The sequence below is a fragment of the Streptomyces marokkonensis genome (genome assembly GCF_039539045.1).
In the GTDB taxonomy this organism is placed as follows: Bacteria; Actinomycetota; Actinomycetes; order Streptomycetales; family Streptomycetaceae; genus Streptomyces; species Streptomyces marokkonensis.
The window spans coordinates 109,848-134,826 of sequence record NZ_BAABCQ010000001.1; the positions used below are offsets into that span (position 1 = coordinate 109,848).

General features: G+C 72.5%; 24 protein-coding genes and 1 pseudogene. 8 read left to right on the top strand and 17 right to left on the bottom strand.

The features are described from left to right. Positions 1-71 precede the first annotated feature (71 nt). The 5 genes from ABEA26_RS00565 to ABEA26_RS00585 form a co-directional block, all read right to left on the bottom strand. Positions 72-1,229, bottom strand: a complete 1,158-nt coding sequence (locus tag ABEA26_RS00565; protein WP_345588077.1) for a SchA/CurD-like domain-containing protein — start codon at positions 1,227-1,229, stop codon at positions 72-74. Positions 1,230-1,379: 150 nt separating this feature from the next. Further along, entirely contained in the window at positions 1,380-2,075 is a 696-nt protein-coding gene (locus tag ABEA26_RS00570; protein ID WP_345588079.1) for a class F sortase, read from the bottom strand. A 107-nt stretch (positions 2,076-2,182) separates the two neighbouring features. Beyond that, positions 2,183-2,635 (bottom strand): hypothetical protein, encoded by a 453-nt coding sequence (locus ABEA26_RS00575; protein WP_345588081.1) that lies wholly within the window; start codon positions 2,633-2,635, stop codon positions 2,183-2,185. 197 nt (positions 2,636-2,832) lie between these two features. Next, entirely contained in the window at positions 2,833-3,663 is an 831-nt protein-coding gene (locus ABEA26_RS00580; RefSeq protein ID WP_345588082.1) for an alpha/beta fold hydrolase, read from the bottom strand. A gap of 236 nt (positions 3,664-3,899) precedes the next feature. Further along, on the bottom strand, positions 3,900-5,801 hold the full coding sequence (locus ABEA26_RS00585; RefSeq protein ID WP_345588084.1) for a SpoIIE family protein phosphatase: 1,902 nt from the start codon (positions 5,799-5,801) through the stop codon (positions 3,900-3,902). Positions 5,802-5,931: 130 nt separating this feature from the next. On the opposite strand from ABEA26_RS00585, the gene ABEA26_RS00590 reads away from it, so the two are divergent. After that, positions 5,932-6,630, top strand: coding sequence for a LolA family protein (locus ABEA26_RS00590; RefSeq protein ID WP_345588086.1), 699 nt, complete (start codon positions 5,932-5,934; stop codon positions 6,628-6,630). A gap of 69 nt (positions 6,631-6,699) precedes the next feature. Continuing rightward, entirely contained in the window at positions 6,700-7,260 is a 561-nt protein-coding gene (locus ABEA26_RS00595; RefSeq protein ID WP_345588088.1) for a GNAT family N-acetyltransferase, read from the top strand. A 129-nt stretch (positions 7,261-7,389) separates the two neighbouring features. On the opposite strand, the gene ABEA26_RS00600 is transcribed toward ABEA26_RS00595, so the two are convergent. The 5 genes and pseudogenes from ABEA26_RS00600 to ABEA26_RS00620 form a co-directional block, all read right to left on the bottom strand. Further along, the gene (locus tag ABEA26_RS00600; RefSeq protein ID WP_345588090.1) at positions 7,390-7,860 is read right to left on the bottom strand and encodes an ATP-binding protein; all 471 of its coding nucleotides are present in this window, start codon (positions 7,858-7,860) and stop codon (positions 7,390-7,392) included. A gap of 159 nt (positions 7,861-8,019) precedes the next feature. Beyond that, positions 8,020-8,221 (bottom strand): annotated as a pseudogene (locus tag ABEA26_RS00605) (SAM-dependent methyltransferase); the annotation flags it as partial. Between the two features lie 72 nt (positions 8,222-8,293). Beyond that, positions 8,294-9,934, bottom strand: a complete 1,641-nt coding sequence (pgm, locus tag ABEA26_RS00610) for a phosphoglucomutase (alpha-D-glucose-1,6-bisphosphate-dependent) (protein WP_345588091.1) — start codon at positions 9,932-9,934, stop codon at positions 8,294-8,296. Positions 9,935-10,229: 295 nt separating this feature from the next. Continuing rightward, positions 10,230-10,694 (bottom strand): hypothetical protein, encoded by a 465-nt coding sequence (locus tag ABEA26_RS00615; protein ID WP_345588092.1) that lies wholly within the window; start codon positions 10,692-10,694, stop codon positions 10,230-10,232. A 429-nt stretch (positions 10,695-11,123) separates the two neighbouring features. Continuing rightward, positions 11,124-12,062 carry a LysR family transcriptional regulator gene (locus tag ABEA26_RS00620; protein ID WP_345588093.1) on the bottom strand — a complete coding sequence of 313 codons (939 nt, stop codon included), beginning with the start codon at positions 12,060-12,062 and terminating at the stop codon, positions 11,124-11,126. A gap of 95 nt (positions 12,063-12,157) precedes the next feature. Here ABEA26_RS00620 and mdlC point away from each other — a divergent pair, with 95 nt between their 5' ends. The 3 genes from mdlC (at position 12,158) to ABEA26_RS00635 (ending at position 16,571) form a co-directional block, all read left to right on the top strand. After that, on the top strand, positions 12,158-13,735 hold the full coding sequence (gene mdlC / locus ABEA26_RS00625; RefSeq protein ID WP_345588094.1) for a benzoylformate decarboxylase: 1,578 nt from the start codon (positions 12,158-12,160) through the stop codon (positions 13,733-13,735). A gap of 47 nt (positions 13,736-13,782) precedes the next feature. Next, positions 13,783-15,237: a benzaldehyde dehydrogenase gene (locus tag ABEA26_RS00630; RefSeq protein ID WP_345588096.1), complete on the top strand. Its 1,455-nt coding sequence runs from the start codon at positions 13,783-13,785 to the stop codon at positions 15,235-15,237. 80 nt (positions 15,238-15,317) lie between these two features. Beyond that, positions 15,318-16,571 (top strand): MFS transporter, encoded by a 1,254-nt coding sequence (locus ABEA26_RS00635; protein ID WP_345588098.1) that lies wholly within the window; start codon positions 15,318-15,320, stop codon positions 16,569-16,571. Between the two features lie 133 nt (positions 16,572-16,704). On the opposite strand, the gene ABEA26_RS00640 is transcribed toward ABEA26_RS00635, so the two are convergent. Together ABEA26_RS00640 and ABEA26_RS00645 are read right to left on the bottom strand one after the other, a co-directional pair. Then, positions 16,705-17,514 carry a PepSY domain-containing protein gene (locus ABEA26_RS00640; protein ID WP_345588099.1) on the bottom strand — a complete coding sequence of 270 codons (810 nt, stop codon included), beginning with the start codon at positions 17,512-17,514 and terminating at the stop codon, positions 16,705-16,707. A 74-nt stretch (positions 17,515-17,588) separates the two neighbouring features. After that, positions 17,589-18,527 carry a LysR family transcriptional regulator gene (locus ABEA26_RS00645; RefSeq protein WP_345588100.1) on the bottom strand — a complete coding sequence of 313 codons (939 nt, stop codon included), beginning with the start codon at positions 18,525-18,527 and terminating at the stop codon, positions 17,589-17,591. Between the two features lie 214 nt (positions 18,528-18,741). Here ABEA26_RS00645 and snpA point away from each other — a divergent pair, with 214 nt between their 5' ends. Next, positions 18,742-19,455, top strand: coding sequence for a snapalysin (gene snpA / locus ABEA26_RS00650; RefSeq protein WP_345588101.1), 714 nt, complete (start codon positions 18,742-18,744; stop codon positions 19,453-19,455). Between the two features lie 126 nt (positions 19,456-19,581). Here snpA and ABEA26_RS00655 read toward each other — a convergent pair whose 3' ends face one another. Next, positions 19,582-20,271: an adenosylcobinamide amidohydrolase gene (locus ABEA26_RS00655; protein ID WP_345588102.1), complete on the bottom strand. Its 690-nt coding sequence runs from the start codon at positions 20,269-20,271 to the stop codon at positions 19,582-19,584. A gap of 249 nt (positions 20,272-20,520) precedes the next feature. On the opposite strand from ABEA26_RS00655, the gene ABEA26_RS00660 reads away from it, so the two are divergent. Further along, on the top strand, positions 20,521-20,928 hold the full coding sequence (locus ABEA26_RS00660; RefSeq protein WP_345588103.1) for a hypothetical protein: 408 nt from the start codon (positions 20,521-20,523) through the stop codon (positions 20,926-20,928). Positions 20,929-20,938: 10 nt separating this feature from the next. Here the strand turns inward: ABEA26_RS00660 and ABEA26_RS00665 are convergent, their stop codons facing one another. Continuing rightward, a complete protein-coding gene (locus tag ABEA26_RS00665) occupies positions 20,939-22,135 on the bottom strand; it encodes a globin domain-containing protein (protein ID WP_345588105.1) in 1,197 nt (398 codons plus the stop codon). A 73-nt stretch (positions 22,136-22,208) separates the two neighbouring features. Then, on the bottom strand, positions 22,209-22,655 hold the full coding sequence (gene nsrR, locus ABEA26_RS00670) for a nitric oxide-sensing transcriptional repressor NsrR (RefSeq protein WP_345588107.1): 447 nt from the start codon (positions 22,653-22,655) through the stop codon (positions 22,209-22,211). Positions 22,656-22,757: 102 nt separating this feature from the next. On the opposite strand from nsrR, the gene ABEA26_RS00675 reads away from it, so the two are divergent. Then, positions 22,758-23,195: a hypothetical protein gene (locus ABEA26_RS00675; RefSeq protein WP_345588109.1), complete on the top strand. Its 438-nt coding sequence runs from the start codon at positions 22,758-22,760 to the stop codon at positions 23,193-23,195. Positions 23,196-23,203: 8 nt separating this feature from the next. Here the strand turns inward: ABEA26_RS00675 and ABEA26_RS00680 are convergent, their stop codons facing one another. Then, positions 23,204-23,887, bottom strand: coding sequence for an ABC transporter ATP-binding protein (locus ABEA26_RS00680; RefSeq protein ID WP_345588111.1), 684 nt, complete (start codon positions 23,885-23,887; stop codon positions 23,204-23,206). Continuing rightward, positions 23,884-24,972 (bottom strand): ABC transporter permease, encoded by a 1,089-nt coding sequence (locus ABEA26_RS00685; RefSeq protein WP_345588113.1) that lies wholly within the window; start codon positions 24,970-24,972, stop codon positions 23,884-23,886. Before ABEA26_RS00685 ends, ABEA26_RS00680 begins: the two co-directional genes overlap by 4 nt. Between the last annotated feature and the right edge of the window lie 7 nt (positions 24,973-24,979).

The following is a 24,979-nucleotide window of genomic DNA, read 5'->3' on the forward strand; positions in this document are numbered from 1 at the left end:
CGGCACGCCGGCCGCCGGACCGCCCCCGCGGCGGTCCGGCGGCCGGCGTGTGCGTGCCGTGGAGTGGCCGATCAGGCGTCGGGCGCCCGACGGTCGGTGACCAGCTCCATCCGGGCACCCTCGAGAGCCCGGGCGAGGTCGTCTGCCGCGGGCGCGGACCCGTCCGTACCGGCCGGGCCGTCGAGGAGCGTCGTCAGTTCGGCCACCTGTCCGGGGTCCGGAAGACCGAGGGACACCGCCGGGCCGACGGCGTCGAGCCCGCCTCGTACGTCTACCAGTCGCACCACGACGTCGTCGCGCTGGAAGACCGTGCTGCACAAAACGGGGCTGCGCGGGTCCTGTGCCGCCGCCTCGTCGCGCTCGGCGAGCAGCCGGGCCAGCCGCATGCCGCAGCCCGGCCTGGCCGGGTACGACAACGCCTGCCGCCGCGCCGCCGGGTCCTGACGGCCCGCGGTCACGTGGTGGACGGCGGGCAGCGCCGCCCGTGTGTAGAAGACCCGGGCGGACTCCGGGTCGCCGAAATCACGGTCCTGCTCCATATACGGGTTGAGGGCCTCCTCGACGGCCCGCACCTCGGGCTGCTCGGCCACGTGCCGCAGGGCCGCGAGCAGGTCACCGCGCACCTCGATGGCCCGTACCACCCGGTTGCCGTGCAGGAACAGGGAGGTACGGCACAGCCGTGTGGTGTCGTCGACCCGCGGCTCGGGCGAGGCGTAGTCGGCGAGGACCTTGGCGACCGCCTCCTCGCTGCCCGGTTTCACCGTGAAGGTGATCGCGTGCCGGATCACGCCGTCGCCGAGGCGGGGCGCAGTCTGGAGCCCGCCCCGGGTACTCTCACCACCCGCCGCCGGGTGGCTCGTCTCGCGGACGACGTGGAACCGGAGCGACCTGGTGTGCCGCACGCAGTTGTGCAGCGGTTTCACCATCCGCACATGCTCCTCGCTGCTCACCCAGGTCAGGAAGGGCGGGGCGCTCTCCCACTCGCTGGTGATGAGCCACTGGGAGGGGTTCTCGATGGACTGGCACAACTGCTCGCCGAGGTGGCCGGGAACGGACTCGACGTGGCTGCGCAGTTGCTCGTACGTCTCGAGGAACTGCTGCTGGGCGCCGTCGTAGACCTCCACCAGCAGGACGACCCGGAGCCTGGAGCCGTCGAACACGGACTGGGAGACACGGTGCGACGCCTGTCGCGTCGGCGGTTCCGAAACAGGGGTGGACGTGGTGGTCATCCTGCGCACATCTCCTTCGCGGGTGCGGAACTGAACGTCGGCCGCGGTGATGCGACGCCAGCGTTCCTCGATGGTGTGCCCGGCCCCGGTGGCGCGCGACCCGTGTGCACTGCGCGGGTGACCGGCCCCGCCGGCACCCCGCCGCGGAAGTCAGACGAGGTGCGCGAAGACCACCAGGTTCTCGGTGTAGTCCTTGGCCTTGCGGTCGTAGTCGCCCGCGCAGGTGATGAGGCGTACCTCGGCCCGGTCCGCGTCGCCGTACACGCGCTTGCTGGGGAAGTCGTCCTTGTCGAACGTCTCCAGGCCGTCGACCTCGAAGGACGCCTGGCGTCCGTCGGCTCTGCGGACGTGGAAGACGTCTCCCTCGTCCAGCCGGCCGAGGTACGCGAAGACGGCCGCGGACGTCTTCGTGTCCACGTGTCCGGCGATGATCGAGGTGCCCCTCTCTCCGGGGGAGGCGCCCTTGGCGTACCAGCCGACGAGGTTGGTGTCGTCGGGCGGCGGGGGCTCCAGCTGCCCGTTCGCGCCGATGGCGAGGTCGGTGAAGGGTGCGTCGACGGAAATCTCCGGGATGAGCAGACGCACCGGCTTCGAGCGCGGCAGGTCCGTGTCCGTTTCCGCGTCCGTTTCCGTTTCCGTGTCCGCCTGGCCGCCGGCTGCGGAGGGGGCCGACACACCGGGCTGCGCGGCGAGCGGTGGGCGGGAGGAGTCGGCCGACGTGTCGTTGCCGCCGACCAGGCTCACCGCCAGGACCAGGAGGGCCACGGCACACAGCACCGTCGTGCCCGAGCGGGACCCTGTCGGCGCCTGCTCGTCGTCGGCGGGGGAGGAAGGGGGGACTGGCATCGAGGACCACCTCACTGGGGCAGGGCGGCGGACAGGACGGGGGAAGCGAGCCGGGCCGCCACGCGGTGCCTGGGTGGCGGCCCGACGGCTATAGCGCCCGGCACGGCTCACGCCATCCCGTGAGCCGACTTCCTGCGCCGGACGGCGTACAGACCGGTCGCGGCGACGCCCAGGACGGCCAGTCCGCCCGCGGTCGTGGTCGGCGCGTCCAGTCCGCCGCCTCCGGTGTGCATGCCACCGCGCGGCTTCTCGTGCTCGCCGCCGCCCCAGGACTTGTCGCCCTCGTCCTGCTTGTAGCTCTCCGAGTCCTGCTTGGACGTCTCCGAGCCCTGCTTCGACCCGCCCTCCCAGTCACCCTCGGTCACCGCGGTCAGCGCACCGCCACCCGTGTGCATGCCGCCGCGCGGCTCCTCGTGCTTGCCTCCGTTGTCGTGCTCCTTGCTGTAGGAGGAGTCGTCGTGTTCCCAGTCGCCCCCGACCGCCGCGTAGGCGCCGGGAGCGCCGAGGACGAGGACGGCCGAGGCCGCCGCCGTGGTCAGGAGCATGCGAGCAGAACGCATCTGAGTTCCTTCCGTCATGACCGGGCAGCTGGTGCTTCGTCAGCTGAGGGGACCCGGCCCCGACGTGAATTACCGTCAGTCAGTCTTCCGGTTCGCACCACTCAAGACGATCAGCCGGGTGAACGTCCGCCCGGACCGCGGCCCGCGCCGGGGCGTCGGGCCGACACGGGCGGCCACTTCCTCGCACCGGGCCGGGGCTAGCTCTTCAGGAACGTCAGGAGGTCCGCGTTGAACCGCTCCTTGTCGCCCGGCACCACGGCGATGCCGTGGGAGCCCTGCTCGTAGACCTTCAGCTCCGCGCCCGGCACCAGCCGAGCCGTCTTGCGGCCCGTGGCGTCGACGGGGACGATCCGGTCGTCGTCGCCGTGGACGACCAGGGTCGGGACGTCGAACCTCTTCAGGTCCTCGTGGAAGTCCGTCGTGCCGAACGCGTCCACGCAGTCGACGCCGCCCTGGATGGTCTGCGCCATCGCCATGTACCAGAAAGCGTCCCTATTCCCCTGGGTGACCTTGTCCCCGCCGTCGCCGTCGGCGGAGAAGAAGTTGACCGCGGTGTCCTTCCAGAACTGCGAGCGCTCCTCGATGATGCCGGCCTTGATGCCGTCGAACACCGACTGCGGAACACCTTCGGGGTTGTCCGGCCCCTGCAGCATCAGCGGCGTGATCGCGGAGAGCAGCACCGCGGAACGGACCCGCTCGGTGCCGTGCCGGCCGATGTAGCGGGCGAGTTCGCCACCGCCCATGGAGTGCGCGACAAGGGTGACGTCGCGCAGGTCGAGACGGGTGATCAGGTCGTTCAGGTCGTCGGCGAAGGTGTCGAAGTCGTAGCCGTCGTAGACCGGAGTGGAGCGGCCGTGCCCGCGGCGGTCGTGGGCGATGCCGCGGTATCCTGCATCGGCCACCGCCTTGAGCTGGTCCTGCCAGGCGTCGCCGTTCAGCGGCCAGCCGTGGATGAACACGACCGGACGGCCCGCACCCCAGTCCTTGTAGAAGATGTCGACGCCGTCGCGGGTGGTGCAGATGGGCATGTGCCCTCCTTCGGTCAGGGCCCGGCCGTGCGGCGGGCCGGCTGTCGGGGGGACGCTCCCTGGCATCCCCCAGCAGTCGAACGCACGCACGCCGCTTCCGCACGCGGCACGCGACCGGACGGGTACGGGATGCGGAACGGCGCACGGCGGCACGCGACCGGACAGGCGCATGGAGGGGAACGGCGCACGTGAACGCGGCGTCGCCGCCCCGCTCTTCGGAGCCGCCCCGCTCTTCGCTACTCGTCCGGGTCGACGTGTGTCGTGTCCTCCACCTCGGGCTGCTGACGGCGTGAGCCCGGAGCGGCCCGGTCGGGGGCTGCCTCACTGTGCGCGGACTGGGACGGTGGAGGCGGTGCGGTGTCCCCCGGGGCGCCGGCGCCGGCTCCGGGCAGACGCAGGGCGAGCAGGGCGACGTCGTCGCCGCGCGGCGTGATACGGGCGAGCAGTTCGTCGCAGAACTCGTCGATGTTCCGCCCCTCCAGCCGGCGGGCCAGGACGCCGGCGTGGTGGCGGAGCTTGGCCATACCGAGGTCGATCGGGCGGTCGCGGCTCTCCACCAGACCGTCGGTGTAGAGCAGGAGGATGCTCTCCGGCGGGAGCTCCTCGTGCGCGTCGGGCCAGTCCAGACCGAGGCGCAGGGTGGCGCCCATGCCGATGAGCGGTCCGTGGCCGGCCTCCAGGAAGCGGGTCCCGCCGTCCGGTGCGATCAGCAAGGGCGGCGGATGGCCGGCGTTGACCCAGTGGAACTGCCAGGGGCCGCCCTCGGGGCCCTCGACGCGGGCGAAGACGAGCGTGGCCATGGGGGCGTCACTGGTGTTGGTCACGGCCTCGTCGAGACGCCGCATGATCACGCTGGGCGGCTCCTGGTGGTCCCAGGCCAGGGCGCGCAGCATGTTGCGGACCTCTGCCATGTGTGCGGCGGCCTGCAGGTCGTGTCCGACCACGTCCCCGATGACCAGGGCCATGACACCGTCGGCGAGCAGGAAGGCGTCGTACCAGTCGCCACCGACCTCCATGGCGCTCTCGGCGGGCCAGTACCGGGCCGCCATGCGGAGGTGGTCGACCTGTGGGAGGGGCGTCAGCAGTTGGCGCTGCATGGTCTCGGCGACGTTCTGCTGCTCGTGGTAGAGACGGGCGTTCTCCAGGACCAGTCCGACACGGCGGCCGATGTCGGCCAGCAGGGCGACCTCGTCCTCGGTGTGTGCGGGGTGCTCCTGCGCGCGTGCCACGGTCAGCATCCCGTACGTCCGTTGCCGGGTGCGGAGCGGCACGATGACGGCCGAGTGTCCGCCGAGCCTCTCGAACAGCACGCGGTGGGTGGCGGCGAGCGGGTTGTGGGGGTCACGCAGCAGGTCCTCGGCGCTCACCGGGGCGGGGCGGTCACCGTTGACCAGCCGGGTCAGCACGGCGCGGGCCGGGTCGGGCAGCGAGGTCACCCGCCCCCTCAGCCGTCCCGCCCGGTGCGGGTGGGTGCTGCTGCGGACGGCAACCCGCTCCAGGACGTCCGAGTGCCCCGGGTAGACGTCGACCGCGGCCCACTGGCCGAGTTCCGGCACCATCAGGCGCAGGAGGCGGCGAATCGTTGCGGAGGTGCGCTCGGTGGGAACCAGCACCGTTGAGATCTCGGCCACCAGGTGCAGCCGGGCGGTGAGGGCCTCCAGAGCGGCGGTGCGCGCCTCGGTCTCCTCGGCGGCGCTGCGGTGCAGGCTGAAGTCGTGGAAGACGAGCACCAGCCCCTCCGGCCCGCGCCCGCCCTCCCCGGCCAGCGGGGTGGTCGCCCAGATGATCGGAACCGTGGTGCCGTCCGCCCGCTCGAAGTACTCCTCGCTTCCCTCCTCGGAGGACGTCCCGTACAGGGGGTTGCGCAGCGAGCAGCGTTCGCGTGGCACGGGGCCGCCGTCGGCGTGCCGGTGCAGGAGGTCGTGCGCGTCGCGTCCGATCATGTCCCGCGCCGACCGCCCCAGCAGGTGCTCGGCCCAGGGGTTCACGGAAGTGATCCGGCCGGACGTGTCAAGGGTGAGGACGCCGGCGCCGAGAGCGTGCAGGACGGCGCGGGCGAAGTCGGGGCCCGGGGCACTGTCCGCTCCGTCGGCTCCTGGCTCACCGCTGTCCCGGTGCCCCGCCCAGCGTGATGTCACGACCCTCACAGCCTTCCGACGCCGTCCATCCCGCCAGGTTCCCCCAGGGGGCGGGGATGAACCGCTCCTGAGGGCCGAAGGAGGGAGGTCGGGTAGGCTCCCGGTGCTCATCTTGTACCTGGAGGGTTGCGTGCGGACGAAGAACACGACCACGGCGGCGACCGTGCTGACCTGTCTGCTGGCCGGGGCCCTGGTGGCGGGGTGCGGCAGCGGCGACTCGGGCGCGAACGAGTCCGCCGACGACATGCTCGAAGACGCCAACGCCGCGATGCGGGCGCTGAAGTCCGTGCGGGTCGACTCCACCAGCACCGCGGCGCAGGGCGGTACGGTCACCGTCCGGCTCGTGACCGACCTCGACAGCCGGTGCACCGCGAGGACCACGTTCTCCCAGGGCGGCTCCCTCGACCAGATCCGGTTGGGCAAGACCGACTACGTCCGTCCCGACCGCGCCTATCTCGAGAAACGGAAGCCCGGCAGCGTCACCAGCGAGCAGCGGCTGTGGATCAAGACGCCCGCCGACGCGGCGCAGCCCGGTGACGGGCTCTCCTCCTGCACGCGTCCCTTCGAATCCTTCGGTGAGGCGAAGAAGGGGAAGGACGCCCGCGTCGGCGACCGGAAGGCGGTCGAACTGACCGTGACCGACAAGGAGGACGAGGGCGGGACATACACCTTCTACGTCGCCACGGAGGGCAAGCCGTATCTGCTCAAGGCGGTCTACAAGGGTGACGAGTACGACACGACCACGTCCTTCGCCGACTTCGACGAGCCGCTGGACGTCCAGCCGCCGAAGGCGGCCGAGGTGATCGACGCGCAGGAAGCACTGCGGTGAGCCTGTGAGCGGCGTCGGCCGTCCGTTTATTCGGTCGCTCCACGGGGCCGCCCCCCGTAGGTTGCCGGGATGTCCGAGCTGCGAACCGACCGTCTCGTGCTCCGCGAGTGGCGGGCGTCCGACCTCGCCCCGTGGGCGGCCATGAACGCCGACCCGGTGGTCCGTGAGTACTTCCCCGAGGTGCTCACCAGGGAGCAGAGTGAGGCGTCCGCGGCTCTCTTCCAGGCCGATCTCGTGCGGCGGGGCTGGGGGTGGTGGGCGGTGGAGGTCATCGCCACCGGGGAGTTCATCGGCTTCACCGGGCTCGACCCCGTGGAGGACGGCATGCCGTTCGCCGGAGTGGAGGCCGGCTGGCGTCTGGCCCGTCCGGCCTGGGGACACGGCTACGCCACCGAAGCCGCGCGAGCCGTGGTGACCCACGCCTTCGAGGAACTCGGGCTGGATGAGGTCCTCGCGGTGACGGCGGCCACCCATCTCCGCTCGCGGGCGGTGATGCGCCGCCTCGGCATGACCCACGATCCGGCCGACGACTTCGACGACCCGGACGTACCCGAGGGGCCGCTGCGCCGCAGCGTGGTGTACCGGCTCCGGGCCGGGAGCCCGCGGCCCGCCGTACCCGCCGTACGGTAGGGGCGACGGGCGGCGGATCGGCCGTCTCGTACGGCGGTGGTGGACCCACTCCCCCGGGCTCTGAAACCGTCGACTCGCCGGGCGTGGGGCCGTCAAACCGCCGGGCGTGGGGCCGTCACACCGTGGGCATCAGGACGGGTGGCCGACGGCCCTGCCGTTCATGTCGTCGGCGAGCCGCACCGCGGCCCTCATGCGCTTGCCGACCGGTTCCCGGTGTACCTCGAAGCTCTGGCAGACGGCCATCACTATCTCCAGCCCGTGCCGACCGATCCGGCCCGGGTCCGCCGTCTCGGCCACCGGCAGCACCGGGTCGCTGTCCCACACCGTGACTTCCACCCGGTCCTCGGCCAGCTCCAGATCGACCAACGAGGGGCCGGGCGCGTATTTGCAGGCGTTCGTCAGAAGCTCACTGACCACCAGCTGCACCAGGTCCGTCGCGCGGTCGGACACCGGGAGGCCCTGCGCCGCCCGCACCCGTGCCAGGAACCCGCGGGCCAGCTCCCGGCCCCGGGCGATGTCGCCGGGCATGCCCTCGTACTCTGCCGAAACCCTGACCAGCTCGTTTCTCAGCCGGTCCCCATTCTGGGCAGCCCTGTCCATCCGATCCGCCCTCTTCCTGAGCCTTGACCGTTACGCCAGCCCGTCTACCCCCAAATCCGGGAAACATCGGAGGACGGCCCGTCCGATCGATCAGGAGCACTCCGAGCTCTCACCACTCAGTCGCTCGTCGGGCGCGGGACGCGGCAGAGGAAGCCCAGTGCGGTCCAACGCGGTCGGCAGGTCGGTGAGACCGTCGAGCATCTCGACGGCCTCGGTGGACGGTTGGCCTTCCCAGAGGCCGTCACCGGCCAGTCACGTCCGCCGGGTGCCAGGTGCTCGCGTGCGGCGGCCCGGGTGGCGGGCAGGCCGCGAAGGCGTGGGTGGAGCCGACACGGAGGACCAGGTCGAAGATCCGCGGACTTACCGCGGCACTTCCCCGGGCCGGTCGTCACTGACCGGCCCGGGGCGGGGGGCTGGGGCTGCCGGTGCGGCCTCAGCCGCCCAGGGCACCGAGGACGACGAGCTTGGCCTCGTCCTGCACCTGCCGGAGGTGGTCCGCCCCGAGGAACGACTCCCCGTAGATCTTGTAGACGTCCTCGGTGCCGGAGGGACGGGCCGCGAACCAGGCGTTCTCGGTCGTCACCTTGATGCCGCCGATGGCCGCGCCGTTGCCCGGCGCCTCGGTGAGCACGCCGGTGACCGGCTCTCCGGCGAGGGTGTCGGCGGTGACCTGGGCCGGGGACAGCTTGGCCAGGCGGGCCTTCTCCTCACGGGTCGCCGGGGCGTCGATGCGGGCGTAGGCCGGTTCGCCGAAGCGTGCGGTGAGAGCTCCGTAGTGCTCGGAGGGCGTCTCGCCGGTGACGGCGGTGATCTCGGAGGCGAGCAGCGCCAGGATGATGCCGTCCTTGTCCGTGGTCCACACCGAGCCGTCCCGACGCAGGAACGACGCCCCGGCCGACTCCTCGCCGCCGAAGCCGAGCGTGCCGCCGACCAGCCCGTCCACGAACCACTTGAAGCCGACGGGTACTTCGACCAGCCGTCGGCCGAGGTCGGCGGCGACCCGGTCGATCATGCCGGAGGACACCAGCGTCTTGCCGACGCCGGCGTCCGAGGGCCAGTCGGTGCGGTGGGCGTAGAGGTAGGAGATCGCGGTGGCGAGGTAGTGGTTGGGGTTCATCAGCCCGGCGTCGGGGGTGACGATGCCGTGCCGGTCGGCGTCGGCGTCGTTGCCGGTGGCGATGGTGAAGCGGTCGCGCTGCTCGATGAGTGAGGCCATCGCATGCGGCGACGAGCAGTCCATGCGGATCTTCCCGTCCCAGTCCAGCGTCATGAACCGCCAGGTGGGGTCGGTGAGCGGGTTGACGACGGTCAGGTCCAGGCGGTGCTGTTCGGCGATCCGGCCCCAGTACGCGACGGAGGCGCCGCCCAGCGGGTCGGCACCGATCCGCACGCCCGCCGTCCGGACGGCGTCGAGGTCCAGGACGCTCGGCAGGTCCGAGACGTAGGCGCCGAGGAAGTCGTAGCGGCCCGTGCCGGGCGCGGCGAGTGCCTGGGCGTAGGGGACGCGCCGTACGTCCTTCAGGCCGGCCGTGATGATCTCGTTGGCCCGGTCCTGGATCCAGGAGGTCGCGTCCGAGCCCGCGGGACCGCCGTTCGGCGGGTTGTACTTGAAGCCGCCGTCGGCGGGCGGGTTGTGCGAGGGGGTGACGACCACGCCGTCGGCCAGGCCCGAGGGACGGCCTCGATTGTGGGTGAGGATGGCGTGCGAGACCGCCGGGGTGGGGGTGTAGCCGTCCGCGATGTCGATGAGGACGGTCACGTCGTTGGCGGCGAACACCTCCAGCGCGGTGATCCTGGCGGGCTCGGACAGGGCGTGCGTGTCGGCGCCCAGGAAGAGCGGGCCGTCGGTGCCCTGTGCGGTGCGGTACTCGCAGATGGCCTGGCTGGTGGCGGCGATGTGGTCGTCGTTGAAGGCCGCCGCCAGGGACGATCCGCGGTGCCCGGACGTGCCGAAGGCCACGCGCTGCCCGGGCTCGGCCGGGTCCGGGTGCAGGGCGTAGTACGCCGTCACCAGCCGGGCGACGTCGATCAGGTCCTCGGGGCCGGCCGGTTTTCCGGCTCGGTCATGCTGCATGCGCCCACTCCTCCGCATCGGTCGGGACTTCGCTCGCGGTCCCATCTTCCCTTGTCCGGGGAGCGGTACCGACGTCCGGGCCGCCGGCCGGGGCCGACGGTGTGACCGAGGTGGGGTGGCCGGTACCGCCGGTCCGGCCCGTACGTCGGGGTACGGCGCGGCGGGCGCCGGCCGGCGACCGGTACGACGCGCGGCCCGCCCACCGGAGCGCGGCGGTCACCTTCATGGCCGTGGAGCGTTTGCCCCCGCCATCGACCCCGGCCGCCGATCCGCGGAGATGTCCGTCCGGCAGGCGTCAGATCCGGCCGCCGGTGAGGCGGGTGAGTGGGCCGTGCGTGTGGCGCCCCGCGCGGCGGCCCACCGCGTACGACGCGGCGGTCAGGGCGGTGACGCCGGCGCCCACGCCCGCGGCGACGAGCTTGCGGTGGGCGATGACCGTCCACGCCGTCCTGGCCGTGGCCGCGACGTGCCCCGAGGTGGTGACGACCGCCTGACGGCCGGCTTCGACGCCCTTCGACGCCGTCTGCACGGCGCCGTTCGCGGCCTGGGCCGAACGCTGGGCGCCGGCCTTGGCCGCTGACGCCGCGTCACCGGCCTTGCCCGCGGCGACCTGCCCGGCCCGCGAGGCGGGGGCGGTCGCCCTGTCCGCGGCGTCGCGCGCCTTGGCATCGGCGGTCCGTGTGGTGGTGGGCTTCTGGCTCGTGTCCTTGTTCGGATCGCTCATGGACACCGCCTTGCCTTTCACTGTGGCGGCAAACATCTACGGTGAGTTGAGTGAGAAGTGGCGGAGCAACTGCGGTGCGCGTGGCGGCCCGTCGCGGTGCGCGCGGGCCGAAGCCGCGTCCGACGCGTCCGGCAGGTCCGGTACGTCGAAGCACCGAAGCCTCCGGCAGGTCTGGTACGTCGGGCGTCGGTGCGGCAGGACCATGGCGGTCGGGGCGGCGAGGGCCGGCAGCGCGGCCGAGCCGGGCAGGCACAGGTGCGGACCGTCGGGCAGCGTCTCAAAGACGGCACCCGATGCCCGGCCTGCACGCACGTCAGGAGCCGGCTGTGCCACGGCACCGTGCCCGCCGCGCGTCCACCCCACCGCGTCGCCGGTGAGGCCGGCGTCGGCGAGACGGCGCCCCGGGGCCGCCCTGTTCGGCGGCCGTGGGCCGCGACGGGTGGCGCCCGCCCGGCGACGCCTTCCTCACCGGGGCGCCGCGGTCGGCGGCAGCTGGGCCGGGCTCACCTGCTCGCCCAGCACCTGGGCCATGAACTGCACCAGCCACCGCTGCGCCGGACTGCGCGAGGACTCGTGCCGCGCGTACAGGGCGATCTCGATCGGTTCTGTCTCGAAGGGCAGCCGGACCAGGCGCACCCGGTGGGAGGCGGTGAAGACCTCCCCGACGTACTCGGGAACGATGGCGATCAGGTCGGTCTGCTCCAGCAGGTAGGGCAGCATCGAGAAGCGGGTGGCGTCCACGGCCACCCGTTCCAGGAGCCCGTGCGCGGCCAGCACCGCCCGGGGCGCGACGTGCCCGCTCGGCCCGAAGACCGTCGCGTGGTGCTCGGCCGCGAGGTCCGCCAGCGTGACCGAGTCGCCCCGCACGCGCGGATGGTCCGCTGCGACCATGAGGACGTAGCGCTCCCGGAAGAGCGGGATCCGCACGGTCAGGTGCGAGGTGATCACCGGGGTGGCCACGAACGCGTCGAGGTCGCCGCGGCGCAGCTGGCCCTCGGCGTCCTCCACGTCGAACGGGCGGACGGTGAACGACACCCCGGGCGCGCGCTCGCGGGCCGCGGCGAGGAGCCTCGGCAGAAGGGTCGCCTCGCCGAGGTCGGAGAGGGCGATCGTGAAGCGGCCCGACATGGTCCCGGGGTCGAAGGCGTCGCCCTGCCGGACCGTCCCGTCGATCTCCGCGAGGGCGCGCTGCAGCGGCTCGTACAGCCGTCGGGCGCCGGCCGTGGGCGTCAGTCCGCGCCCGTTGCGGCGGAACAGCTCGTCGTCGAAGTGCCGCCGGAGCTTGCCCAGGCTGTAGCTGACGGTGGGCTGCGTGACGTGGAGCGTCTCGGCGGTGGCGGTGACACTCCCGGTCTCGTACAAGAGGACGAAGACGCGGGCCAGGTTGAGATCGAAGGTGCCCATATCGATGGACTCTATATCGGCGTGCCGAAACATCTATTGGTGCCCATGTCGCGGGGTGCCTAGCGTGTCCGGCGTCACTGCGAAAGGAACCGTCCGTGCCATCCGTGCGTCGCGTCTCCCACGATTTCCTGGAGCGCCAGGGGCTCACCACCGTCTTCGGCAATCCCGGCTCCAACGAGCTGCCCTTCCTCGCCGAGCTGCCCGAGAGCTTCCGCTACGTCCTCGGCCTGCACGAGGGCGCCGTCGTCGGTATGGCCGACGGCTACGCCCAGGCGACCGGCCGCCCGGTCCTGGTCAACCTGCACGCCGCGTCCGGTTCGGGCAACGCGATGGGCGCGCTGACCAACGCCGTGGCCTCCCGCACCCCGCTCGTGGTGGTGGCCGGCCAGCAGGTGCGGCCCGCCATCGGTCCGGAGGCCAACCTGGCGAGCGTCGACGCGCAGACCCTGATGAAGCCGCTGGTCGGCTGGGCGGCGGAACCGGCGTGCGCCGAGGACGTGCCGCGCGCGCTCGCGCAGGCCGTGTTCGAGGCTCGGCTCCAGCGACGGCCCACGTATCTCTCCGTGCCGTACGACGACTGGTCGGCCGACGTCGACGACAATGCCCTGGCCGTGCTCGACCGGCGGGTGGAGCGGGCCTCGGTGCCCGGCGGCGAGCAGAGCGACTGGCTTGTGGAGCAGGTCGCCGCCGCCCGGCGTCCCGCGCTCGTGCTGGGCGGCGACATCGACTCGGCCGGCCGGTTCGACGACGCCGTCCGGCTGGCCGAACGCCTGGGCGGCCCGGTGTGGGCGGCACCCTCGCTCTTCCGGCTGCCCTTCCCCAACCGGCACCCGCAGTTCCGGGGCGTGCTGCCCGCCGGGATCGCGCCCGTCTCGCAGGCCTTCGAGGGCCACGACCTCGTACTCGTGCTCGGCGCGCCGGTGTTCCGCTACCACGAGTACCTCCCCGGCCGGTATCTGCCCGAGGGCACCCGGCTCATCCAGGTGACCGAGGACGCGTCGGCCGCCGCGCGGGCGCCGATGGGCGAGGCGCTGGTCGCCGACCCGGGAGTCGTCATCGACCTGCTCCTGAAGTCGCTCGACGCCCGCGGACCGGCGGGCGCCCACCGGTCCGCGCCCGAACCGCTCACCGCCGAGGGACCGGGCCTCCACCCCGAGCAGGTCTTCGCCGCGCTGCGCGACGAACAGCCGAAGGACACGGCGTACGTCGTCGAGTCGACGTCGACCAACTCCGCGTGGTGGCGCCAGATGGACCTGCGCCGCCAGGGCTCGTACTACTTCCCGGCGGCCGGCGGGCTCGGCTTCGGCCTGCCCGGCGCGGTCGGCGTCACGATGGCCCAGCCAGGCCGCCCGGTCGTCGGCGTGATCGGGGACGGCTCTGCCAACTACGGCATCACCGCCCTGTGGACGGCCGCGCAGCACCGGGTCCCGCTGACCGTCGTACTGCTGCGCAACGGCACGTACGGGGCGCTGCGCTGGTTCGGCGGACTGCTCGGCGTGCCGGACGCCCCCGGGCTGGACATCCCGGGGCTGGACTTCACCCGCATCGCCGAGGGCTACGGCGTCCGCGCCCAGCACGTCGGCGGCGCCGAGGAGTTGCGCGCCGTACTCGCCGAGCGGCCGGACCACCCCCGTCTCATCCAGGTGGACACGGCGCTCACCACGCCGTCCTGACCCCGACCGACACGTGGAACACGAACACCCCGAGGAAAGGCCAAGCGATGACATTCCTGGACAGCGACGTCTGGGGCCGGAAGTTCTTCAGCGACGGCTGGCAGGACTCCCCCATCGAGCACCCGGTGACCGAGCCGGCCACCGGCGACCGGCTCGGCGCCGTCGGCCTGGCCACGACCGAGGACGTAAGCCGCGCCGCCGCACGGGCCGCCGAGGCCCAGCGGGAGTGGGCGGCGACCCCACCGCAGCGGCGGGCCGCCGTGCTGCGCCGCGCGGGCGAGCTCTTCACCGAGCACGCCGCCGAGATCGGGGACTGGCTGGTACGTGAGGCCGGCTCGGTGCGGTCCAAGGCGAGCTTCGAGGTGGGCCTCGCGGTGGGCGAGTGCTTCGAGTGCGCGGGCCTGCCGACACACCCCCAGGGCGAGGTGCTCACCTCGGAGGAGGCCCGCTGGTCGCTCGCCCGGCGCCGCCCGGCCGGTGTCGTGAGCGTGATCGCGCCCTTCAACTTCCCGCTCATCCTCGGCCTGCGTTCGGTGGCCCCCGCGCTCGCCCTCGGCAACGCCGTGCTGCTCAAGCCCGACCCGCGCACCGCGGTGAGCGGCGGTGTCGTCATCGCCCGTGTCTTCGAGGCGGCCGGGCTCCCCTCCGGCGTCCTCCATCTGTTGCCGGGCGACGGCTCGGTCGGCCAGGCGGTCGTCGAGGCCCCCGAGGTCCGGGTCGTCTCCTTCACCGGCTCCACGCCGGTCGGCCGGGCGATCGGCGAGCAGGCCGGACGGCTGCTGAAGCGGGCCCACCTGGAGCTGGGCGGCAACAACGCGCTGGTCGTGCTGCCCGGCGCGGACGTGTCCAAGGCCGCCTCGGCGGGGGCGTTCGGCTCGTACATGCACCAGGGGCAGATATGCATGACGACCGGCCGGCACATCGTGCACGAGTCGCTGGTGGAGGAGTACACCGCCGCGCTCGCCGCGAAGGCCGAGGCCCTGCCGGTCGGTGGCCCGGCCCGCGAGGACGTGGCCCTCGGCCCGATCATCGACCGCCGCCAGCTGGAGCGGGTGCACGGCATCGTCACCGACAGCGTCGCGGCGGGCGCGAAGCTCGCCGCGGGCGGTGAGATCGACGGTGCCGGCTACCGCGCGACCGTCCTGACCGGTCTGACGACCGACATGCCGGCGTGGCGCGAGGAGGTCTTCGGTCCCGTCGCCCCCGTCATCGGCTTCTCCTCGCTGGAGGAGGCCGCGCGGATCGTCAACGACTGCGAGTACGGACTGTCCGTCGGCATCCTCGGGGACGTCGGTACGGCGATGAAGCTCGCCGACCGGATCGACTCCGGCAAGGTCCACATCAACGAACAGACGGTGAACGACGAGCCGAACGCCCCCTTCGGCGGGGTCAAGGCCTCCGGCACCGGGTCCCGCTTCGGCGGCGCCGCGGCCAACATCGAGGCGTTCACCGAGACCCAGTGGGTGACGGTCCGCCCGGACATCGCCGACTACCCGTTCTGACGCTTCGGGCCACCCTCGGCCGTCCCCGCTCCGGCCGTCCCCGCTCCGCTCACTCACACCCGCCCCCGGGGAGACTCACCATGGCTTCCGCCACCACGTCCGACGCGCCCGGGCAGTCCGGCCGCGCCGGCAACAGCACCTGGACGGTGATCCTGTGCTGGATCACCGTCCTGCTGGAGGGCTACGACCTCGTCGTCCTCGGCGCCATCATCCCCACCCTGCTCAAGACCCACCACCTCGGCATGACCGCGGGCGACGCGACCACCATCGCGACGCTCTCGCTCGTGGGCGTCGCGATCGGCGCGGTCTGCGTCGGTCCGCTGGCCGACCGGCTGGGGCGCCGCCGCCTGCTCATCGGTTCGGTGGCGCTGTTCTCGCTCCTCACCCTCGTGGTGCCGCTGGCCGACTCCGTCGCGATGTTCGCCGCGCTCCGCCTGCTGGCCGGTCTGGGGCTGGGCGCGTGCATGCCCGTCTCGCTCACGATGATGGCCGAGCACATGCCGGCCGGCCGCCGGGCACGCGCCAGCACGCTGACGATGACCGGCTACCACACCGGTGCGGTGATCACCTCGCTGCTGGCCCTGCAGGTGACCGACGACTGGGAGATCCTCTTCTACCTGCTCGGCGCCGTCGGCCTGGTGGTGGCCGCCATCCAGTGGTTCAAGCTGCCGGAGTCGGAGGCCTTCGTCCGGGCGAAGCAGGACGGGACCCAGCGAGTGCCGTTCACCGAACTGCTGAAGCCAGCGTACCTGCGTGCGGGCATCGGCATCTGGGTCGCGTCGTTCATGGGGCTGCTGCTGGTCTACGGCCTCAACACCTGGCTGCCCAAGCTGATGAACGACGCCGGCTATCCGGTGCCCACGGCCGTCACCCAGTTGCTCGTACTCAACGTCGGCGGTGTCGTCGGCCTGGTCCTCGGCGGGTTCGTCGCCGACCGGCGGGGCATCAAGGGCACCACGATGGGCTGGTTCGCCGTCTCGGTGGTCATGCTCGCGTGCCTGAGCATAAGGATGGAGAGCGACCTGCTGCTCAACGTCGTCGTCTTCTTCACCGGCGTGTTCGTCTTCTCGGCCCAGGTACTCGTCTACGCGTACGTGACCGACTTCTATCCGGCCTCCGTGCGCAGCACGGCACTCGGCTCGGCGTCCGGTATCGGCCGGATCGGCTCGATCGTCGGCCCGTCGATCACTGGTGCCCTGGTCTCCTCGGGGGTCGGGCATCCGTGGGGCTTCTACTTCTTCGCCGCGGTGGCGGTCTTCGGCTTCCTGGCCGTGCTCACTCTCCCGCGCTCGGTGGCCGGCGCGCGGTCGGAGGTGGACAAGACCACCGGCTGACACCTTCCGGCAGGCACGGCGGGAGCGGTCGGGTGACTCCACCCGACCGCTCCCGTGGTGCTTCCTCGGTTCCTTCTGTGGTTCTTCTCGTGCTTCTTCCCGCGGTACTTCTCGCAGCGTTCCGGGGCGGCGCTCAGTCGCGGTCCACGTCCTCGCGCAGGATCTTGCCGTTCGTCGCGTCGACGTCCACGGTGGTCTTGTTCCAGTTGTCGGTCGACACCACGTCGACGGACCACAGGAGCTGCCGGCTGTCGTTCTCGTCCAGCTCGACGCCGGTGACGGTGCCCTTGCTCTTGTCGGTGGCCACCTTCACGGCCTGCTCCGGCGTCTGGGTCGCCTTCTTGAGCCGGTCGGCGAGCTGCTGCTTGTCGTCCGCGTCCTGGTCCTCGACCTGGGTGCGGAAGACCTTGCCGGAGACCGCGTCGACGTCGATCCGGTGCACCGTGCCGTCGGGAGCGGCGACCTTCGCCTCCCACTCGGGGGCGCCCTGGCTGGGGGCCGGGTTCGGCATGCTGGGACTGGGCGAGCCGGTCGACGCGGTGGCCTCGGCGGACGTGGGCTTCAGTTCGAGGTCGACGAGCTTGCCCTCCGGGACCTCCTTGACTGCGGTGTCGGCCGCCTTGTCCCAGGTGACCTTCGCCTTCGGGACCAGCGCCTTGCGCTCGGACTGGTCGTCGGTCAGGGTCTCCGAAGGAGAGGGGGAGGCGGTGTCGGTGGCGGACGCCGTGTCGGTGGCGGACGCCGTGTCGGTGGCGGACGCGGTATCGGTGGCGGACGCGGTATCGGTGGGTGATGTGGTGGGGGGAGTGGTCTGAGCCGCCTCGGCGACACTGGAGCGTGTCGTGTCGGCGCTCGTGCAGCCGGTCATCAGCAGGACGGAACTGCCCAGGGCGCAGATGACGGCCATCGAACGAAGAGGCGGAAGACGTCGCACAGAGCTCATACACCTCTCCGTAACCGTATGACCGTCTTGCCATACCGGTACGGGTGGGAAACCACCGCAATGGCCGATATCGCTCAGCTCGCCGGAACGAGGCGTGGCCCGGTGTGTTCCAGCCACTCCCGGTAGGCGGTGGACTGACGGGCCACCTCCCAGTACGCCTCCTCCAACGCCGGGTAGACGGCGTCCAGCTCCGCACGGGTGCGCGCGGCCAGCAGCAGTCGTACGCCGAGGGGGTCGCCGTACAGACGTCGTACCGCCGTGTCGGGGCGTGACTGGGAGCTGGGCTGGCACACGGTCACGACCTCGCCGGTGGCGACGAGGGACGCGGCGGTGTGGTAGTCGCCGTGCAGGACGCGCGGGTCGAGGCCGACGGCGCGCAGCATGCGGTGCACTCCGTCCCACTCGCCGTCGACGGTGGGGTCGACCATCCAGCGGTCTTCGGCCAGGTCGGTGAGGCGGACGACGGGCCGGCCGGCCGCGGAATGGTCGGCGGGCAGCATGACGAACTGGGGTTCGCGCTCGACGAGGACCCGTGTCCGCAGCCCCTCGGGCACATGCAGCGGGCAGCCTTCGACCTCGTGCACGAAGGCGACGTCGAGCTGGCCGTCGGTGACCCGGCGCAGCAGCGCGTTGGCGGAGACGTCCATCTGGAGTGTCGGTTCCAGGCCCGGCCGTCTGAGCCGGCGCAGCCAGCCGGCCAGGGCGCGGCTGGCCGTGGAGCCGACCCGCGGCCGGCTGTCGCCTCCGGCCGCGGCGGCGCGGGCCTCGCGGACCAGGGTGCGCATGTCGGCCAGCAGCGGACGGGCCCTGCCGAGGACGGTGCGGCCGAGCGGGGTGGGGCGGCAGCCGGTGCGTTCGCGGGTGAACAAGGGCCCACCCAGGGCCTGTTCGATACGGGTCAGCTGGGTGCTCAAGGTGGGCTGGGCGACGCCCAGTTGACGTGCCGCCCGGTGCAGGCTGCCGGCGTCGGCGATGGCGCACAGTGCGCGTAGGTGCCTCACCTCGAGCTCCATGCAGGGAGCGTAGGGCGGAACAGTTGGTTGCGCCAGGTGAACAAAAGGCGGCGGATCAGGGCGAGTTCTGCACTCCGGTCCAAGCTGTCCCCGGCCGGGGCGCGGCGGGTGATAGCCCCGTCCTATCGCCTGCTGCCATCATCACAGCGGGCTCATGGCGCTCCACACTCACCGATGACGACTTCTCCCCACTCCCCCACGCAAGGAGTCATCGATGCGCATCAGTCTGCGCCTGCTGTCCACCGCGGTCGGCCTCGGCCTGACCGCGGCCGTGCTCGGCACCGGCCCGGCCGCGACCGACGCCGCGCTCCAGACCCAGGGAGCGAGGACCGCGGCAGCCCAGGCCCAGGACCGAGCCGCTCACGTCGGCTACCAGCCCTCGGCCGGCTCGGGCGAGGACGCCCGGGCCAACCGGGCGTTCTTCGAGGCGGTCATCAGGTCCGTCGCCGAGAAGCGCGCCGCCGCCCCGGCCTCGACGGCGGCCGTCACCGTCTACTACAGCGCCGCGGGCGCGCCCAGCTTCCGTGCACAGATATCCCGTTCCACCAGGATATGGAACGGTTCGGTGTCCAACGTGCGGCTCGCGGAGAGAAGTTCGGGCGCGGACTTCGCGTACTACGAGGGCAACGACTCGCGCGGCTCGTACGCGTCGACGGACGGACACGGCAACGGCTACATCTTCCTCGACTACCGGCAGAACCAGCAGTACGACTCGACCCGTGTGACCGCCCACGAGACCGGGCACGTGCTCGGTCTGCCCGACCACTACTCCGGCCCGTGCAGCGAGCTGATGTCGGGCGGTGGCCCCGGTCCGTCCTGCACCAACGCCTACCCGAACGCCAACGAGCGCGGCCGGGTGAACCAGTTGTGGGCGTACGGCTTCCAGGCCGCCCTCGACAAGGCGCTGCAGAAGACCTCCCAGCGCTGATCACCCGAGGCGTGCGATCGCGGGGGCGGCCCGGACGGGCCGCCCCCGCGTACGTGTGCGCGCACCGTCGGCCTCGACGCGGTGACCGCCGCCGGTACCCGTTCCCCGCGAAGATGTCGTACGGGCTCAGCGAGGCGCGACGGCGGGCAGCGAGCCGAGTACGGCCCGGTGGACGGACCGGGCCAGCCGGGCCCCCCACTCGGAGCGCGGGCCGGCGAACGAGTGGACCTCGGCGCCGTCCTGCGGGGCGCGGGCGGCGACGCACACGGCGTCCGTGGGGGTGCCGGAGCAGTCGAGACCCGACTCCAGCAATGCCTGGACCTTGGCCTCGGTCACCGTCATCACGGCGTTGACCAGGGCGGCGTCGCTCAGCGCGACCGGCAGCGCGGCGACGATGTTGATTGTCCCCGGTGCGCCGGCCCCGGTGGCGCCCTCCTCGGGTGAAGCCGCCCATCCGCGTACCGAGATACCCGCGGTCACCACTGCTTCCACACCGCCGTCCCTCGCACGGGCTGCCGCGGACACGTCGGCGGCCGTCATCAGGCCCACCCCCGTTCCCCCGGCGCCCGCGGCGCGAGCCAGGTCGGCCAGGTGGCGTGCCGGGTCGGTGCGCCGGTAGCCGTGGGCGACCTGGGCGTTGAGCACCCACGCGCGCTCGGCGATCCCGCCGCCCAGCACGGCGCTGCTGGCCATCCGCCAGCCCGGTCCCGGGTGCCACAGCAGGGCGTGCAGCCGTTCGCCGTCCTCCGTCCGTGTCAGGCACTCCTGGTTCAGCAGGCGGGGCCCGGTGCGGGGCGGGGGCAGGAGGGCGGACACCGGTCGGGGCTCCTTGCGGCGGTCGGGGAACGGAGACGAGCGGACGGACGTCGGGGCAGGGTCGATGAGGGACCGGACGATCGTACTCAGTGCCGTCTTCACGCCGACGGGCCGCCCGGTCCGACGGGCCGCCCGGTCCGGCAGCGGGGTCCAGCCGCCCGGTTCCGGCCGCGGGGCGCGTTGCGGACCCGGTGCCGGGCGCCTTCACTGAACACAACCTCGCCACCAGGCGTCGGATCGGAGGCCGCAATGCTGTCCCACACCCTGGAGCATGGGGTCCTGGTCATCACCGTGGACCGGGACCCGGGAATCGACGGGCGGGCCACGCTGACCACACACATCACCCACCTGGTCGACGCCCATCAGCCGACCCCCGTCGTCATCGTCCTCACCGAGAGGGCCGCCGGCCCCGCCGCGGTCAGTGCCGTGCTCCGGGCCCACCAGTGGTGTGCCCGGCTCGGCGTCCTGATGTGCGTCGTCGCCCACAGCGCGCCCGTGAGGCGGCTGCTGGAGAACAACGCCGACGCCTCCGGGCCGCGGCTGGTCGTGCACGCCCGCGTCGACACCGCCGTCACCACCGCGTTCACCGCGGCGGTCCAACGCCCCGTACGTGATTCGCACAGCTCCCCGGCGTCCGCGTCCGGGGAGCGTGTGTGACCGCCTCCCGCTACTCCTGTCCGAGCCAGAGGTCGGGGCCGAAGACCTCGTAGTGGATGGCCTGAGCCGGCACCCCGCGGCGCAGCAGGTCGCCGCGGACGGCGCGCATGAAGGGCACCGGGCCGCACAGGTAGGCCGTGAGTCCCGCGGGCAGTTCGAGACCGGTGAGGTCGGCACGGCCGGCCGATGCCTGCGGTGCCTGGTCGCCGGGCTCCTCGTACCACAGGTGGAGCCGGGCGTCGGGCAGCGCGCGTATCAGGTCGAGCTGTTCCTGCCGGTGGGCGTGGTCGGCGGGGGTACGGTCGGCGTGGACGACGGTCACCGGACGGGTGGATCCGGCGGCGGTCAGGTGGTCGAGCATGGCCAGCATCGGAGTGATACCGATGCCGGCGGAGGCCAGCAGCAGCGGGCCGTCGTCCTCGGCCAGCGCCAGGTCGCCGAACGGCGCGGACACGGTGAGCACGTCGCCCTCGCGTGTGTGCGTGTGGAGCCAGGACGAGACCTCGCCCTCCGGCCGCCCGTCGCCCTGGACACGCTTGACGGTGATGCGCCGGTCGGACCGGCCGGTCGCGGCGGACAGGCTGTACTGGCGGATCTGCCGGGCTCCGTCGGGCAGTTGTGACCGCACACTGACGTACTGGCCGGGGCGGAAGGGCTCGGCGGGGCGGTCGTCGGCCGGCCGCAGTACGAGGGAGACCGCGTCGGGGCTCTCCTCGCACCGCTCGACGACCTCCATGCGACGCCAGACCGCTCCCTCGGCGACCCCTGTCTCCTGGTAGAGGCGGGTCTCGATGGCCACGAGCGCGTTGGCCATCAGCCAGTAGACCTCGTCCCAGGCCGCGGCGACCTCGGTGGTGACGGCGTCGCCGAGCACCTCCGCGATCGCGGCGAACAGATGGCGGTGGACGATCTTGTACTGGTCGGCGGTGACGCCGAGGGAGGCGTGCTTGTGAGCGATCCTGGCGAGCATCACGTCCGGACGGGCGTCGGGGCGCTCCAGCAGCATGCCGGCGAACGCGGCGATGGAGCCCGCCAGGGCCCGCTGCTGCTCCCCGTTGGCCTGGTTTCCCCGGTTGAACAGGTCCCGCAGCAGCTCGGGGTGGGCGTCGAAGAGCTTCCGGTAGAACAGCGTGGTGATGTCACCGATGGCCGCCCCTACTGCCGGAAGGGTGGCCCGGACCACGGGAACTGACTGTTCGGAGAGCACAGCGACTCCTTAATTGGTAGATGACATTCGTCTTTTAGATCGCGGTTCGGCACCGGCCCGTCGTCGCCACCCCTCATCCGGAGGGGCGGTCCGTCAGACCGATCAGGACCGGGCCGGTCGGTGAGGCCACCAGGTCGGTCACGGTCAACGGGTCGAGCGCGGCGTAGAACGCTTCCTGCGCGTCCCGGAGCGCGCCCCGGAGCCGACAGGCCGCTCGCAGTGGGCACGGCGTGTCCCCCTCACAGGCGACCACTTCACCGTCGCCCTCGAGTTCGCGCACCAGCCGACCCACCGAGGCGTGCCGCCCCAGGTCGGTCAGCGTCAAGCCGCCGCCGCGACCGCGCCGCGCCTCCACCACACCGAGGTGCTGCAGGCGCGTGATGGCCTTCGCCGCGTGCGTGTACGGCACACCGACGACCTCGGCCACCTCGCGGGTGGTCGGCGGGTCGTCCCCGTCTCTCACGACCGCCAGGCGCATCACGGAACGCAGCGCCAGGTCGGTGAACTTGGTCAGCCTCACGACCAGGACGCTACCAAACACGCATAATAGATTCGTGTTTACTTACGACGACGACTCTGTGGCGTGCGTCACCGGGCGCCCCACGACGGACGGTGACACCCGATGACAGCGGAAGACAGCGGCTCCGCCGCTCCGGCGGCCACGCCTCCCCTCCCCCGGATCCTGTGCGACACGGGGGAACTCCTGCCGCCCGGCGGGGACCTGGCGGCCGGCGCCCTGTGGAAGCTCGCGGAACCGGGACGGCAGCTCGACGCCAACGTGGTCCGCGTCCCCGCGGCGGGGCGGGTCGACACGCACACCGAACCCGACCTCGACGTCCTGCTGCTCGTCCTCGACGGTGCGGCCGCCCTCCTGTGCACCGACGGCGAGCGGCCGCTCCGCCCGGGCGTCCTGACCTGGCTGCCGCACGGTTCGACACGGGCCGTCCAGGCGGGCCCTGGCGGAGTGACGTACCTGACCGTGCACCGGCGGCGTCCCGGTATGCGAATCCAGCCGCCGGGCGCCGCCGACCGGCTCCGGCCGGACGTGGACGGCGTCTGACGCCACGGTCAGCCGGCCGGCGCGGGCAGGCTCAGGCGTCCGTCGTGCACCTCGGTGACACGGTCGGCCGCGGCCAGATGGGCGTGGTCGTGGGTGACCAGCACCGTGGCGGTGCCCCGGTCCCGGGTGAGGCGCGTGATCAGGTCGATGACGGCCGCGCCACGCTCGTGGTCGAGGGCGCTGGTGGGTTCGTCGACGAGCAGCAGGCCGGGGTCGTTCATCAGGGCGCGGGCGATGTTGACGCGCTGACGCTGCCCCCCGGAGAGCTGGTGGGGCCGTCGCCCGGCCCGGTCCGCCATGCCGACCGCGTCGAGGAGCTCCAGCGCCCGGCCGCGGGCGGCGCGCGGCCTGCGCCCGTCGATGTGGGCCATCACCTGGAGCTGCTCGGCCGCGGTCAGGGACGGCAGCAGGTTGGGCTGCTGGAAGACGATGCCGATGTGCTGCCGGCGCAGGTCCGCCAGCTCTCCTCGGCTCATCCCCGTGGTGTCCGCGCCGTTGACGGTGACGGTGCCCGTGTCCGGCGTGATGAGGGTGGCCGCCACGGCCAGCAGGCTGGACTTGCCCGAACCGGAGGGACCGATGACGGCGGTCAGAGTGCCCCTCGGGACGTCCAGGCCGACACGGTCGAGGGCGGTCAGGCGGCCGTCGCCGTCGGGGTAGGTGAGGGTGATGTCGGTCAGACGCAGGCTCATCGGGCGCTCCCCAGGGCGGTCAGCGGGTCTACGGAGGTGATGCGGCGGACGGCGAGCCCTGCCCCGAGTCCACCGAGCAGGACCATCACCGCGGCCGGGACGAGGACGGTGGCGGGCGTGAGGACGAAGGGGACGACCGAGCCGGAGACCGCGGCGCCGATCGCCGCGGCGGCGGCGGTGCCGACGAGGGTGCCGCCGGCCAGCAGCACGACGGCCTGGCCGAGCGCGTCGCGCAGCAGGGCGCCGGTGGTGGCGCCCAGGGCCTTCAGCACGGCGATGTCGCCGCCGCGCTGGATCGTCCACACGGTGAAGAAGGCGCCGATGACCAGGGCGGAGATGGCGAACAGGAAGCCGCGCATCAGTTGCAGCGAGCCGTTCTCGGAGGTGTAGGAGCCGATCGCGGAGAGCGACTCGTCCTTCGTCACGGTCTCGGTCCCCGCCGCCCGGTCCGTCGCCGCGGTGTCGGCGCCGGAGGCGGTGTCCAGGGCGATCACCGTCGCGACGGGTCCGCCGGTGCCCGGGGTGGGCGGGGCGACGGCCTGCCAGGTGCGCAGGCTCGTCCAGACCACGGGGGTGTGGCTGAAGGAGTCGTCGCGGTCGGTGGCGGCGACGGTCAGCCGCCGGCCGGCGAGGGTGACGGTGTCGCCCTCGCGCACGCCGAGTGCCTCGGCCGCCGCGGGCGGCATCAGCACCGTACGGTCGTCGACGCGGTCACCGCCGGGTGCCAGGTGCGAGCCGGGCTCGACGCCGAACACGGACACGCCCGCGCTCCGGTCGTCCGCGGTGGCCCTGGTGGTGGTGATGCCCAGCGGCTCGGCGCGGCGGACGCCGGGCGCCTTCGCCCACTGGCGCCACTGGTCCTCGGTGACGGTGGAGTTCGCGTACGACAGGTCCTGTCCGTCGCTCGGCGCGGCGAAGGCGATCCGGTCGGCGGGCAGCGACGTCACGGCGGATACGTTCTCGCGGGCCAGGCCGGCGGTCAGGCCGGACAGCAGCCCGACCAGCAGGGTGATCAGTACGACGACGCTGCCCATCAGGGCGAACCGCCCCTTGGCGAACGTCAGGTCTCTCAAGGCGACAAACACGTCTTCG

Coding starts and splice junctions, on each gene's coding strand:
- snpA (WP_345588101.1), top strand. CDS start 18,742: ATGCGCATCAGTCTGCGCCTGCTGTCCACCGCGGTCGGCCTCGGCCTG.
- ABEA26_RS00660 (WP_345588103.1), top strand. CDS start 20,521: ATGCTGTCCCACACCCTGGAGCATGGGGTCCTGGTCATCACCGTGGAC.
- ABEA26_RS00635 (WP_345588098.1), top strand. CDS start 15,318: ATGGCTTCCGCCACCACGTCCGACGCGCCCGGGCAGTCCGGCCGCGCC.
- ABEA26_RS00680 (WP_345588111.1), bottom strand. CDS start 23,887: ATGAGCCTGCGTCTGACCGACATCACCCTCACCTACCCCGACGGCGAC.
- pgm (WP_345588091.1), bottom strand. CDS start 9,934: ATGCAGCATGACCGAGCCGGAAAACCGGCCGGCCCCGAGGACCTGATC.
- ABEA26_RS00675 (WP_345588109.1), top strand. CDS start 22,758: ATGACAGCGGAAGACAGCGGCTCCGCCGCTCCGGCGGCCACGCCTCCC.
- ABEA26_RS00595 (WP_345588088.1), top strand. CDS start 6,700: ATGTCCGAGCTGCGAACCGACCGTCTCGTGCTCCGCGAGTGGCGGGCG.
- ABEA26_RS00645 (WP_345588100.1), bottom strand. CDS start 18,527: ATGGAGCTCGAGGTGAGGCACCTACGCGCACTGTGCGCCATCGCCGAC.
- ABEA26_RS00640 (WP_345588099.1), bottom strand. CDS start 17,514: ATGAGCTCTGTGCGACGTCTTCCGCCTCTTCGTTCGATGGCCGTCATC.
- ABEA26_RS00615 (WP_345588092.1), bottom strand. CDS start 10,694: ATGTTTGCCGCCACAGTGAAAGGCAAGGCGGTGTCCATGAGCGATCCG.
- ABEA26_RS00565 (WP_345588077.1), bottom strand. CDS start 1,229: ATGACCACCACGTCCACCCCTGTTTCGGAACCGCCGACGCGACAGGCG.
- ABEA26_RS00580 (WP_345588082.1), bottom strand. CDS start 3,663: ATGCCCATCTGCACCACCCGCGACGGCGTCGACATCTTCTACAAGGAC.
- ABEA26_RS00620 (WP_345588093.1), bottom strand. CDS start 12,062: ATGGGCACCTTCGATCTCAACCTGGCCCGCGTCTTCGTCCTCTTGTAC.
- ABEA26_RS00570 (WP_345588079.1), bottom strand. CDS start 2,075: ATGCCAGTCCCCCCTTCCTCCCCCGCCGACGACGAGCAGGCGCCGACA.
- ABEA26_RS00630 (WP_345588096.1), top strand. CDS start 13,783: ATGACATTCCTGGACAGCGACGTCTGGGGCCGGAAGTTCTTCAGCGAC.
- ABEA26_RS00575 (WP_345588081.1), bottom strand. CDS start 2,635: ATGCGTTCTGCTCGCATGCTCCTGACCACGGCGGCGGCCTCGGCCGTC.
- ABEA26_RS00600 (WP_345588090.1), bottom strand. CDS start 7,860: ATGGACAGGGCTGCCCAGAATGGGGACCGGCTGAGAAACGAGCTGGTC.